This is a genomic window from Halorubrum sp. CGM4_25_10-8A (assembly GCF_005435025.1).
GTDB lineage: Archaea > Halobacteriota > Halobacteria > Halobacteriales > Haloferacaceae > Halorubrum > Halorubrum ezzemoulense.
In genome coordinates, this window is the sequence record NZ_SGTX01000037.1 from 1 (window position 1) to 11,069 (window position 11,069).

The 11,069-nt window shown below is 61.4% G+C and carries 12 protein-coding genes and 1 pseudogene; 4 read left to right on the plus strand and 9 right to left on the minus strand.

The features are described from left to right. The coding region (locus EXE52_RS17825) for an orc1/cdc6 family replication initiation protein (RefSeq protein ID WP_137703995.1) at nt 1–1,090 on the minus strand (1,090 nt) is incomplete at its 3' end. Nucleotides 1,091–1,447: 357 nt separating this feature from the next. On the opposite strand from EXE52_RS17825, the gene EXE52_RS18920 reads away from it, so the two are divergent. Next, nucleotides 1,448–1,861, plus strand: coding sequence for a hypothetical protein (locus EXE52_RS18920; RefSeq protein ID WP_241988299.1), 414 nt, complete (start codon nt 1,448–1,450; stop codon nt 1,859–1,861). Between the two features lie 46 nt (nt 1,862–1,907). Here the strand turns inward: EXE52_RS18920 and EXE52_RS17835 are convergent, their stop codons facing one another. From EXE52_RS17835 to EXE52_RS17850, 4 genes are read right to left on the minus strand one after another with little or no spacing between them, the layout of a single operon-like run. Continuing rightward, entirely contained in the window at nt 1,908–2,627 is a 720-nt protein-coding gene (locus EXE52_RS17835; protein WP_137692600.1) for a sugar phosphate nucleotidyltransferase, read from the minus strand. Between the two features lie 43 nt (nt 2,628–2,670). Continuing rightward, a complete protein-coding gene (locus EXE52_RS17840) occupies nt 2,671–3,117 on the minus strand; it encodes a hypothetical protein (protein ID WP_137703996.1) in 447 nt (148 codons plus the stop codon). Continuing rightward, nucleotides 3,114–3,683 carry a hypothetical protein gene (locus tag EXE52_RS17845; protein ID WP_049933255.1) on the minus strand — a complete coding sequence of 190 codons (570 nt, stop codon included), beginning with the start codon at nt 3,681–3,683 and terminating at the stop codon, nt 3,114–3,116. The genes EXE52_RS17840 and EXE52_RS17845 overlap by 4 nt, the downstream gene beginning before the upstream one ends. Nucleotides 3,684–3,728: 45 nt before the next feature. Next, the gene (locus tag EXE52_RS17850; RefSeq protein WP_137692601.1) at nt 3,729–3,902 is read right to left on the minus strand and encodes a 2-C-methyl-D-erythritol 4-phosphate cytidylyltransferase; all 174 of its coding nucleotides are present in this window, start codon (nt 3,900–3,902) and stop codon (nt 3,729–3,731) included. A gap of 169 nt (nt 3,903–4,071) precedes the next feature. Here EXE52_RS17850 and EXE52_RS17855 point away from each other — a divergent pair, with 169 nt between their 5' ends. Then, the gene (locus EXE52_RS17855) at nt 4,072–5,478 is read left to right on the plus strand and encodes an ATP-binding protein (protein ID WP_137703997.1); all 1,407 of its coding nucleotides are present in this window, start codon (nt 4,072–4,074) and stop codon (nt 5,476–5,478) included. Nucleotides 5,479–5,869: 391 nt separating this feature from the next. Continuing rightward, nucleotides 5,870–6,607: an MBL fold metallo-hydrolase gene (locus EXE52_RS17865; RefSeq protein WP_137703998.1), complete on the plus strand. Its 738-nt coding sequence runs from the start codon at nt 5,870–5,872 to the stop codon at nt 6,605–6,607. Here the strand turns inward: EXE52_RS17865 and EXE52_RS19230 are convergent. Both EXE52_RS19230 and EXE52_RS17875 read right to left on the minus strand, forming a co-directional pair. Then, nucleotides 6,608–6,945 (minus strand): annotated as a pseudogene (locus EXE52_RS19230) (UDP-glucose 4-epimerase); the annotation flags it as partial. It abuts the gene before it with no gap. 89 nt (nt 6,946–7,034) lie between these two features. Then, nucleotides 7,035–8,414: an ATP-binding protein gene (locus tag EXE52_RS17875; protein WP_137703999.1), complete on the minus strand. Its 1,380-nt coding sequence runs from the start codon at nt 8,412–8,414 to the stop codon at nt 7,035–7,037. Between the two features lie 308 nt (nt 8,415–8,722). Between EXE52_RS17875 and EXE52_RS17880 the strand changes: the two genes are divergently transcribed. Then, nucleotides 8,723–9,247, plus strand: coding sequence for a hypothetical protein (locus EXE52_RS17880; protein ID WP_137704000.1), 525 nt, complete (start codon nt 8,723–8,725; stop codon nt 9,245–9,247). A 25-nt stretch (nt 9,248–9,272) separates the two neighbouring features. Here the strand turns inward: EXE52_RS17880 and EXE52_RS17885 are convergent, their stop codons facing one another. Together EXE52_RS17885 and EXE52_RS17890 are read right to left on the minus strand one after the other, a co-directional pair. Further along, nucleotides 9,273–10,259 carry a GDP-mannose 4,6-dehydratase gene (locus EXE52_RS17885; RefSeq protein ID WP_137704001.1) on the minus strand — a complete coding sequence of 329 codons (987 nt, stop codon included), beginning with the start codon at nt 10,257–10,259 and terminating at the stop codon, nt 9,273–9,275. Nucleotides 10,260–10,559: 300 nt separating this feature from the next. Next, entirely contained in the window at nt 10,560–10,733 is a 174-nt protein-coding gene (locus EXE52_RS17890; protein WP_241988301.1) for a hypothetical protein, read from the minus strand. Nucleotides 10,734–11,069: the final 336 nt, after the last annotated feature.

The window sequence follows — 11,069 nt, forward strand, 5'->3', positions numbered from 1 at the left end:
CCTCGTTTTTCATCTGCCGATCGAGGATGCCGAGCATCGCCAGATCCGCGAGGTGATCGTGCATGCGGCGACGGACGAGCGGGTCGACGTTAGAGCCCTCGGCGATACGTCGATACAGCGGGTACACGTCGCGGATCCGTGCCGGGGTCTCCTGCTCAAAGGCGAGCTGTAACATTGCGACGAGCGCGAGATGCCCGTGTTTCGTCAGTTCGCGCATCCCGTGTTCGACTTGGCTCTGTTCGAGCCGCTCACGGGCCTGATGAACGTGACCCTCGGTTAGTCGCTCTTCACCGTTTGTCCGTGCGATCTCACCGGACTTGTACAGGATATCCAGCGCCTGACGGGCACTCCCTGTGTCCTGGGCCGCAATCGCGGCACACAGCGCGATCACGGCGTCGTCGACCGCGTCGTCGTACATCGCACCGGCCACACGCTCTTCGAGGATGGCGCGCAGTTCCGGGGCGTTGTACGGCGAGAAGTGAATCTCCTCCTCACAGAGGGTGTCTTTCACCTTCGGAGAGAGGTCGTCGCGGAAGCCGAAATCGTTGCTGATGCCGATCACGCCGGGTTTCGCCTCGGAGAGGTAGCCATTTGAGCGGGCTCGCGGGATCTCGTACAGAATCTCGTCGTCGCTGCCGATGTGGTCGATCTCGTCGAGGACCAGGAGCACCGTCCCGCCGATCTGATCTAACTCCTCGTACAGAATGTCGAACACGCGCTGTTGGGGGTACCCGGTCGTGCTGATCTGATCGTCTACTGGTCGCAGTTGGTTCACGAGGTTGACCGCAACTTGATACGACGACGAGAGATTCGTACAGTTGAGCCAGCAGACCGAGAGTTCGACGTCGTCGTACTGCTCTGTATCTCGTTGTAGCTGCTTCAATAGATAGCGGGACACCGCGGTCTTCCCGACGCCCGTTTTACCGTACAGGAAGATATTCCGGGGTTGTGCGCCGTTAACGATCGGCTGAAGAGCTGCTGTGTACGTCGAAATTTCGTCCTCGCGAGCGGTAATCGAATCCGGCTGATAATCCTCGCGGAGCATGTCCTCATTGCGGAAGATCTCCGTGTCTCGTGTGAACGTCGCCATCCTCTGTCACGTTTGATTCGGTGCGTACTGATAAAACCACCGTGTCAAATGCGTCGTATGTATGATCAAATAGTCACAGTCTATCGCTTAGCACTTGACGCAGTGGGATGTCACTCGGTCAGTCCTCATCGATAATAACCGAACGGAACACTCGACACGGTGGGGTGGGACACGGAGATACTCAGTTACCCGTCTCAAACACTCGACACAGTGGGGTGCGTTCTGAGACATACCCTCAATTCTCATCGAGAACACTCGACACGGTGGGGTGGGGGATCTGACTGGCTACTCCAACGAGGAAAGCACTCGACACGGTGGGATGTCAAGCGCTCGGCCCACCGACTCGCTGCTTGCTTCATGTTCAGAGTCGACGGCGAGGTGGTGAAGGAGCGCAGCGACGACGGCGTTGACGACTCGAACATCGTCGAGGCCCAGGACCTCGTCCAGCACGGTCGGTTACGCAACCGGATTTGCGACCAGACCCAGCACGCCCAACCGCTGCTCGAAACGTTCGCGTACCTCGAAGAACGAGGCGCGACGCCGGCCCGTTCGAAGACGATCAAGACGCGGTACGAGCGCGCGGCGGACTCACACACCGTGAAACTCGGAAGCTTCCGGCATACCCCGATGCGGCGACTACGCTCGCAGATACGCGTCGTAACCTCCTGCTCGAACGCGAGCGCCACCCGTCTCGAACAGTTGACGCAGTGGGGTGTGATGAGAGACCTGTGGTTGGTCGTCTCCGAGAACACTCGACACGGTGGGGTGTAGGGGTCGACTACTGCCCAGTGAAAAAAGCACTCGACATGGTGGAGTATCAGGAACCCGTCCCGCTCTCCTCACGCACCAACTCACTCGCCCGCTCCACGTCCTCCGATGTGTTCACATTCACGCGCTCCCCTAGCCGCACGGTCTCGACCTCGTACCCAGCCCGCAACAACAACCCCACGGCCTCGCTCAACTGGTACTCACCCTCGGCTGACGGCCGAAGGAGCGCACACGCATGGAACACATCCTCCGGAAGCACGTAACACCCAGTCGTCACGAGCGTCGACGGCGGGTCGTCCGGCTTTTCGACGATCTCCGTCACGCGCCCCCGCTCGTCCGTCTCGATCACGCCAGTCGTCGCCGCGACCTCCGCCGACACCTCCTCGACCGCGAGCACCGCGTTAGCCTCCCCAACAGCCTCGACTGCGGGCTCGACGCTCCCCGCGAAGACGTTGTCGCCGTTCACGAGCAGGAACGTCCCGTCGACGTGTGGCTCGGCCTGAAGCACGGCGTGCCCGAGCCCCAGTCGCTCGCGCTGGTGGACGTAGGTGATCGGAACCCCCTCGAAGGTGTCACCGAACCGGTCGACGATCTGGGCCGCCTCGTAGCCGACGATCACGACCAACTCGTCGGCCCCAGCCTCGACTGCCGTCTCGAACACGTGTGCGAGCAGCGGTCGCCCCGCGACATCGACGAGGCCTTTCGGCTGGTCGTCGGTGAGCTTGCCGAGCCGACTGCCGCGCCCGGCAGCGGGGATGACTGCGTCCATACGCGAGACCCCACACGCCGGTCACCTAACCCCATCGACGGGACTACCGGGTCCAGAAGCCGCGCTGGCGGGCTTCGATCTCCGAAAGTGCCGTCGAGAGGACGTCACGCCAGTCATTCGGGTGTGTCGTATCGTCACCCGGTGTCGGTGCGTCCGGCCCCGGATGGATGTGATCACGAGTGTTGTGCCCAGACGGATGTCTATCCCATCGGTGATCGAACGCCCCCGTCTTGTGTGTTTCGTGATAATGGAGCGAGAAATCCCCGGTTTCGAACCAGACGATCTCCAGACGAGCGCTTCGAACGCGGTCAGGGTAGAGTTGCCGATCGTACTGACAGACCAGTCGTTCGGGCGCGAAGCTAGGCTGGTCACCGACCTCGCTGAACCGATCGTCCGTCGTGAGACGCTCGCGGATGACCGCCAGCCGGTCGAAATCGACCGGCCCGCCAGAAATTGAATCCCCCGTCTCGTCATCGGGGTCGGCAGTCATACTGCGGATTCGCGATCTGTAGCCTCGCCGGACGTGGGAGTGAGTGCTCGTTCGAGGAGAGACACACGACGCAGCGCGGTTTCCCACGCCGAGAGTTGCTCCCAGACCGCCTCGATAGACTGGTCGCTTGCTGCGGCATACCGTGTGATCGAGACGCTCGCCGGGGACTCGGCGGCAAATTCAGCTGCGAGTGCATCCGCCCGCTCTGATTCCGACTGGAGCAGGTCGAGCAACTCCTCAGTTGTGTATTGGCGTCGAAGCGTTTGGACGCGTCGCCAGTTCAGGTACTCTTGATTCCGTTCGTAGGTGGCTGGCGAATCCGTGACCTTCGTGACGATGCCCATTCGTTCGAACCAGTCCAGGTATTCACGTGCGGCGTCGACCCCGTGTCCCGCACGCTCGGCAACGTCACCTGCTGTCGCCGGGTCGGCGAGTCCGAGCACGGCATCGAAAAAGTCGTCCCGTGTTCGATCACCACGAACGACCTCCTCCGGCGGGGTCAGCGCGTCGAAGTTCGGCGCCCGTTCGTCGGTGTCGGCTTGAATATCCGAACCCGGATCCTCCATATCCCACGATGCGGCTCAACACGTTATAAAACTTTCTTAGACGGATTATCCCGATTTGAATGCGGGAAACGACGACCACTCGTCGCCCCCGGCGACCGCTGTCTCGAAGGCGTGCGCGAGGAGGGGCCACCCCGCCACATCGACGAGTCCTTTCGGTCGGCCGTTGGTGAGTTCGCCGAGCCGACTCCCCCGGCCAGCGGCGGGTATCACGGGGTCCATACCGACACTAGCACACACCAGCAATCTCAATCCGTTGGCGGACCCTAATCGTATACTTTCAGATATAGTAGTCCCGACTACAGTAGTCTAGACTACGATAGTCTAAGCTACGATAGTCCAAACTACGTTGACCGCGCGCTTTATCTACCGGGGAGCCGACGGTGAGCACATGCCCACGTTCGTCAACCGAGAACGGGAACTCGACAGGCTTCACGAGCTGTACGAAAGTGATTCCGCGGAGTTGAGCGTCGTCTATGGACGTCGGCGAATGGGGAAGACGGCACTCGTCGTCAAATCCATCGAGGATCGCGATGACGCGGTGTACCATCAAGCAGCACACGGGACGACGGAGCAGCAACTCGACGCCTTCATCGCTGATGCTGCGACGGTGTTTCCTGGGATCAACCGGATTCGGAAAGACTGGGAGAACGTTCTCACGCATCTTGCCGAACAGGATGCGATCGTGATCCTCGACGAGTTCCCGTATCTCGTCGACGAAAACGAAGCGCTCCCCTCTCTCATTCAGCGGCTCTGGGATCACAACGTCGCCGATACGGGAACGACCTTCGTGTTGACTGGCTCGGCGATCGGGATGATACACGAGATCGCGATCGACGGGAGCTCACCACTGTATGGCCGGATCTCGAAACGACCGAACGGGAAACTCGAGATCGGCCCGTTACCGTTCGACGCCGCGATGACGTTCTTCCCGAACTACGCGCCGGCTGAGCAAGTGATCGCGTACGGTGTCTTCGGAGGAACGCCGGAATACCTCCGGGCTGTAGACGACACGCAGTCACTCCAGGGAAACATTACGGACACCATGCTGCTCCGTGATGGCGGCCTCCACGAGGAGCCCGAGGATGTCCTGTACCGGGAACTGGACGAGGTGGATCGGTATTTCGCCGTTCTGAAAGCGATGGCGGAGGGGAATCACAAGCGAAACGAGATCATTCAGGCTGCCGGCATCAACGCTAACAGCGCGAGTTACTACCTCTCCCGCCTGCGAGAGCTCCAGATAATCGAGCAGGAGTACCCAGTCACCGTTGACCCCTCCCGGAGTCGGAACAGCCGATATCGGATCCGGGACCAACTGTTCGCGTTCTGGTTCCGGTTCGTCCACGGTCGTTCGTCCCGGTACGAAGTGTTCGGGGCGGATGCGTACGACGAACTCGTCGAACCACACCTCCCGGACTTCGTCAGTTCGTCGTTCGAACGTCTCTGTCAGCGGGCAGTCCTGTACGAGTACGGGGATGTATACACGTTCACGGAATCTCCGGGTCACTGGTGGGACACCGACGGACGCGAGATCGATATCGTGGCCCCGACGAACGGCGATACGTTACTGGTCGGGGAAGCGAAGTTCCAACAGCAACCGATGAGGTACGATGTTCTCGCACAGCTCGAACAGGAGGCACCCGAGATTGAGTGGTCGCCGACCGACGGCGACGTGAACTACGAGTACGTACTGTTTAGCCGAAGCGGGTTCGCGTCGTCACTGGAGGAAGCAGCCGAGGAGAGGGACGACCTCGGTCTGTTTACTGTTGATGACGTCGTTGAGACACTGTCCGAATAGACGTTCCCAGCCGTAAGAACCCCCTCGAAGGCGTCGTCGAACCGGTCGATTGTCTGGGCCGCCTCGTACCCGGCGATCACGACCAGCGCGTTGGCCCCGGCCTCCACCGCCGTCTCAAAGACGTGCGCGAGGAGGGGTCGTCCTGTCACGTCGACGAGCCCCCTTCGGTCGGTCCGCCGTCAGCTCACCGAACCGACTGCTCTGCCCGGTAGCGGGGAGACCGTATCCATAGGAGGATTGGTACCCACGAGCCACCTCAAGCCGTCGGTCTCCGAACCTTCAGCTGTCGAGCGCCCCACCGCCTCAAGTCGAGATCGTTTCTTAACAACACCCTCTCGAACCGGCCTAACTGCCCCACACTCTCTTGCCGGTCGATCAAATACGAACGCCTATGCGCCTGACTCTGCTTGGAACCGGAAGCGCCCTCCCGTCACCGACGCGGCTCCAGACGGGCGCTGTCTTGCAACACGCCGAGTCAACTCTCCTTGTCGACTGCGGCAGCGGCATCACCCACCGGCTCGCACAGTCGGATATCGACTACCGCACTGTCGACACCGTCCTCCTCACGCACACACATCTCGATCACGTTGCGGACCTTCCGACCCTCGCGAAGGCCCGGCTGCTCGACGGCCATGACACGTTCACAGTCGTCGGGCCACCAGGAACACAAGACGTCTGCGACGCGTTGTTCGCCATCGACGATCTCGCAGGGCGACTCTCCCTCTCTGTTCGTGAACTCACGGCTGGGACGGACCCGTTCACGATTGACGACTTGGATATCGAACGCGCGTCGACCGACCATTCGAAGCCCGGGTACGCGTATCGGTTCAACGAACGCCTGACGATCGCCGGCGACACGGCACCAACCGAACCGGTCTGTTCGCTCGCCGACGGATCAGAGGTGCTTGTCCACGAGTGTGCGTATCCGGACGGGACGGAGTCACCAGGACATTCAACACCCACGGCACTCGGGAAGTTGCTCGCGGATATCGACGTCAACCACATCCTGCTCACACATCTGTTTCCAGAGACGGAACCGCACGCCGATGAACTTGCCAACACCGTCAGCGAGTACACGGACGCGACCGTCAGCATGGCGACAGACCACACGAGTGTGACGCTCGACTGATTACGAGGACCGTACTAACGGCTCGTACCACTCGCGGTTCGCCTGGTACCACTCGATGAACTCGCAGACGCCCTCCGTGATCGTCCGCGAGGGCTCGTAGCCGATCGCCTCACCAGCTTTCGTAACGGACGCGTGCGTATGCTCGGCGTCGGCCTCCCGCGCGGACTCGTACTCAATCCCCAACTCAGGCGCTAATTGATCCCGCACCGTCTCAGCTAACTCTTGAATCGAGATGTTGTCCGACTTCCGATGTTCACCATGTCGCCGTCAGCAGCATCCGACTCCAACAGCGTCCGATTCACCCCCACCACGCCAGCCACGTACGTGAAGTCGCGCGTCTACTAGCAGTCCCCGTAGATCACCGGTAGATCGTCGATACAGCCACGCTCGGTCCTCGATGTGACCCCGTGGTAGCACCGCTCGCTCACTACTCGGAGTCGAACAGCGTCGCAAGCTCTGAGATTCCGTACAGCGACGCGTCGGACCGCTCATCGACGATAGCCCGTAACTCGTCCGTGAAGCCGGCCCGTGAAAAGACCACGTACTGTACCTCCCGGTCGGTTCCCTGCCACCGAACCTCCGATTCGAGCGCCTCCAGATCGTCGAACACCGCTCGCCCGACGGGTTCCGTGGTCCACTTACACTCCCCGAGAAGCAAGGTCTCAGTCTCTCGATTGACTCCAGCAATGTCGATCTCCTCGCCGCCGTACCACCAGCGGCCGACGCGTGAACAAGAGACGGGAAACCCCGGCGTCCGGACCGCCTGCTGGCACACCGTTTCGAAGGTCCGACTCGTGTGCGTTGGGAGCGTCTCGGCGATCGCCGATCGAACCGGTGCCGTCCGCCCCTGTTCAAGCGTTCCCCGATTAGGTGCCACGTACCGAAACCAGAACCGGAGAAAATCGTCCGTCAGCCGATACAGTCCCCGGCCGTCGGGGTCTGTGACTGGATGCTCCCGCTCGAGGATCGCCAACTGCGTGAGGTTCTGGAGATATCGGGAGAGGCTGCTCGCGTCGCGGCCGATCTCGTTGGCGATCTCGGTAACGCGTGTCGCGCCACCGGCGATGGCTTCGAGGATCGCCATATACGTCGCGGGCTCACGGAGCTCTTGGCGTAACAGAAACTCCGGCTCCTCGTACAGGAACTCACCTTTCGAGAGGATGGATTGCTCGATGTTCTCGAGGAGGCTCAGTCCTGGATCGAACTGTTCGAGATACGCGGGAACGCCTCCAAGCACACTATACAGCTGGATCTGCGTCTCCAGATCGTCGTCCGGGAAGAACGCGCGAACGTCCGCGAACGAGAGCGGGGCGAGTTTCCACTGTCCGGTTCGGCGCCCGTACAGCGGGCTCTCGTAGCTCAACACGCCCTCCTCCATCATCGAAATCGATGACCCCAACAACACGAGCGAGACGTCCGTTCCTGCGAGTACGTCGTCGACAACGGTCTGAAACACCGACGGGATCGTGTCGTCCTCGTCGACGAGATACGAGAACTCGTCTAACGCTACCACGCACGGCCCGTCGACGCGCGCCGTGAGATACTGAAACGCCTCGACGAACCCGTCGACATCCGGAGTGATATCGTCCAACGCAGCAGCGCACTGTGCCGCGAATCGCCGAGCGTTGTGCGTTGCGCCCCGCTCGTCACAGAGATAGTAGACTGACGTGTCTTCGAGTGCGTCGAGCGCCGTCGTCACCAGCGTCGTCTTCCCTACCCGCCGTCGCCCGTATACGACGAGGAGCTGTCGCTCGGCTCGTGAGAGATGCGACGTGAGCCATTCGAGTTCAGTTTCTCTGTTTATCATTATGCGTGTGATAATATTACCGTGTTCATAATAGTTGTTCGGGTCCGTTGTGGCGATCGTTCTCCGGGTTTCAGTACAAGAAGGCCGCCCACAGTTTCAGCGCCGGCGTTGTTCGAACTCCTGACGTTCACCACGTTGCTGTTGGCCGCGTCCGACGTTAGCAGCGTCCGGTTCGTATCCGCCATATTGGCTACATACGTGACGTCACGTGTCTGCTGGTCGTCCCTGTCCATCACCGGCGGACCGTCGAGACAGACGTATCGAGTTGGGTGAGTGTTTTGTCTGTCGACGTTCAACGACACTCCAGCATGGGCCTGTACGACGACGTGTTGGTCGCAGACGGCGTCAGGTTGCCGAAGTTTCCCGCCGACGCCAGTCCGTCCGATATCGGGTGGCAGACGAAAGCGATTGGTCGGCCAGCCATGCGAGCGTACAAGATTACCGCAGACGGACGGCTTCTGCGCCGCGAGCGGGAGTTCCGTGAGAAAACGTCTGCGGAAAAGCAGGCGGTGGCCGCCGATCACGGCTTTGAATCATGGAACGAGTACGTCTCATTTTGTGATGACGCCGACCCAGATGACCGCATCCAACGTGGAATCGGTCTTGGAGCGCCGGACTCTCGGACCGTCGACGAGGAGTTCTGGCTCGATCACAATATGCACGGCAGTTTCGAGTTCCACGGGCGGAGCGACGACATCGAAGACGGATTTCACTGGTCGTGCGAAGCACGGTTCACACGCGGGGAACTCGACGCTATCGTCTTTCTCGGCGAACGAGGCGGCGGTTCCCCCGACGAATACAGGCCCGAGGCGCCCGTCTGCGTCGAGTTTTAACGGCCCGGACGAAAGCGGAATTCAACTACGACTCCCGCACTAACGGTTCGTACCACTCGCGGTTCGCCTGATACCACTCGATGAACTCCCCGACGCCTTCCGCGATCGTCCGCGATGGCTCGTAGCCGATCACCTCGGCGGCCTTCTCGACGGAGGCGTGCGTGTGCTCGGCGTCGGCCTCACGGGCGGACTCGTACTCGATCTCTATCTCGGGCGCTAACTGATCTCGTACCGTTTCGGCTAGCTCCTGAATCGAGATGTTGTCCGAGCTCCCGATGTTCAACACGTCGCCGTCAGCGGCATCGGACTCCAGCAGCGTCCGGTTCGCATCCACCACGTCGGCTACATAAGTGAAGTCGCGCGTCTGCTGGCCGTCGCCGTAGATCACCGGCGGCTCGCCGTTCACACACCCCGAGACGAAGTTCGAGATGGCCATGTTCGGCCGCATCCGCGGGCCGTACACCGTAAAGTAGCGCAGACACACCGTCGGGAGCCCGTGGAGCTCCGTGTACACCCGCGCCATGTGCTCCTGCGTCAGCTTCGTCACGCCATACGGGCTCACGGGCTCGGTCGGGTGGTCCTCCGTGTAGGGGAGCGACTTCGGCTTCCCGTACACCGACGACGAGCTGGCGAGGATCACGCGCTCGACGGCGGCCTCTTTCGCGGCCTCCAACAGCGTCACCGTCCCGCCCACGTTGATGTCGGTCACCTTCCGCGGCTCTGCGACGCTCGTCCGGACGCCCGCCTGGGCCGCCTGGTGGACGACGGTATCGGCGTCGGCGACGACCTCCCGGACCGTCTCCGCGTCGCGCACGTCTCCTTCGCGGAACGTGTACGACCCGTCGTGCTCGCTCGCGACCTCGCGGTGGATGTCGAGGGTGTGCTCTTTGAGCCGCACGTCGTAGAACGGTTCGAGGTTGTCGAGGACAGTCACGTCGTGGCCGTCGCGGAGGAACGCCTCCGCGAGGTGGCCGCCGATGAAGCCGGCCCCGCCGGTGACGAGAATACGCATATCGAGGTGGTCGCTTCCCTGCGTGAAATGTGTCCTGATCCCATCGCGAAGAGGGAATGGGTTGGAGATCACGTCGTCTATTGACTCACGGGATCACTTCCACCCACTTCCAAGCGTCAGCATGGTTGCCGTCGTCGTTCGGCCGTCCGTATCGGATCTCACACGCGTCATCGAGAATTCCGTGCTTCCGTAGGCCGACAACAGGGTGGGCGAGCTGTGAGAGTCGACGGCCCCTGACGGAGGCGGGCGCGCAGCCGGGGCCGCCCACGACACCGGTCACAGTGAGGTCGTGTCCGCCGCTCAGATCCACCCATCTGGTACGACCTCGACTATCGCCGTTCGATCGGCGTACGCGTCGTCGATCCGGCGGATAGCAGTCAGCACGTCGCCAACGGGCGGTTGGTCGACCTGGTCGAAGTAGAGACATCCGCACTGGTCGGATAGTTCGAAGAAGTCGTCATCTGCGGTCAACACCACGTACCCGTTTTCACGAGCGTGCGCCGCGATATCGAGTCCGTCGCACGGGGATCGAGGGCGTCCCGAACGGTCACCGCTCGGAGATCAGCATTTTCGAGGTGGAGCCCCCGACCTCAAGGAGCGAACGGAGTGAGCGAGTAGGTCGGGGAGGAAACCGACATGGGACGACACAACCACCACACCTCGACCGACTGACTCCCGACCATATAAGTACCGTCGGGTACTCTCTGAAACTATGGGCGTGCGTCGAACCGCCGTCGTGAAACTCGCCGTTTCCGACGAGCAACGCGACGCACTCCACCGAACCGCCCAGCAATACCTGTACTGCGCGAA

Bases quoted from the DNA above. Each gene is read 5' to 3' on its own strand.
- EXE52_RS18920 (WP_241988299.1), top strand. From the start codon at position 1,448: ATGTTCAGAGTCGACGGCGAGGTGGTGAAGGAGCGCAGCGACGACGGC.
- EXE52_RS17835 (WP_137692600.1), bottom strand. From the start codon at position 2,627: ATGGACGCAGTCATCCCCGCTGCCGGGCGCGGCAGTCGGCTCGGCAAG.
- EXE52_RS17840 (WP_137703996.1), bottom strand. From the start codon at position 3,117: ATGACTGCCGACCCCGATGACGAGACGGGGGATTCAATTTCTGGCGGG.
- EXE52_RS17845 (WP_049933255.1), bottom strand. From the start codon at position 3,683: ATGGAGGATCCGGGTTCGGATATTCAAGCCGACACCGACGAACGGGCG.
- EXE52_RS17850 (WP_137692601.1), bottom strand. From the start codon at position 3,902: ATGGACCCCGTGATACCCGCCGCTGGCCGGGGGAGTCGGCTCGGCGAA.
- EXE52_RS17855 (WP_137703997.1), top strand. From the start codon at position 4,072: ATGCCCACGTTCGTCAACCGAGAACGGGAACTCGACAGGCTTCACGAG.
- EXE52_RS17865 (WP_137703998.1), top strand. From the start codon at position 5,870: ATGCGCCTGACTCTGCTTGGAACCGGAAGCGCCCTCCCGTCACCGACG.
- EXE52_RS17875 (WP_137703999.1), bottom strand. From the start codon at position 8,414: ATGATAAACAGAGAAACTGAACTCGAATGGCTCACGTCGCATCTCTCA.
- EXE52_RS17880 (WP_137704000.1), top strand. From the start codon at position 8,723: ATGGGCCTGTACGACGACGTGTTGGTCGCAGACGGCGTCAGGTTGCCG.
- EXE52_RS17885 (WP_137704001.1), bottom strand. From the start codon at position 10,259: ATGCGTATTCTCGTCACCGGCGGGGCCGGCTTCATCGGCGGCCACCTC.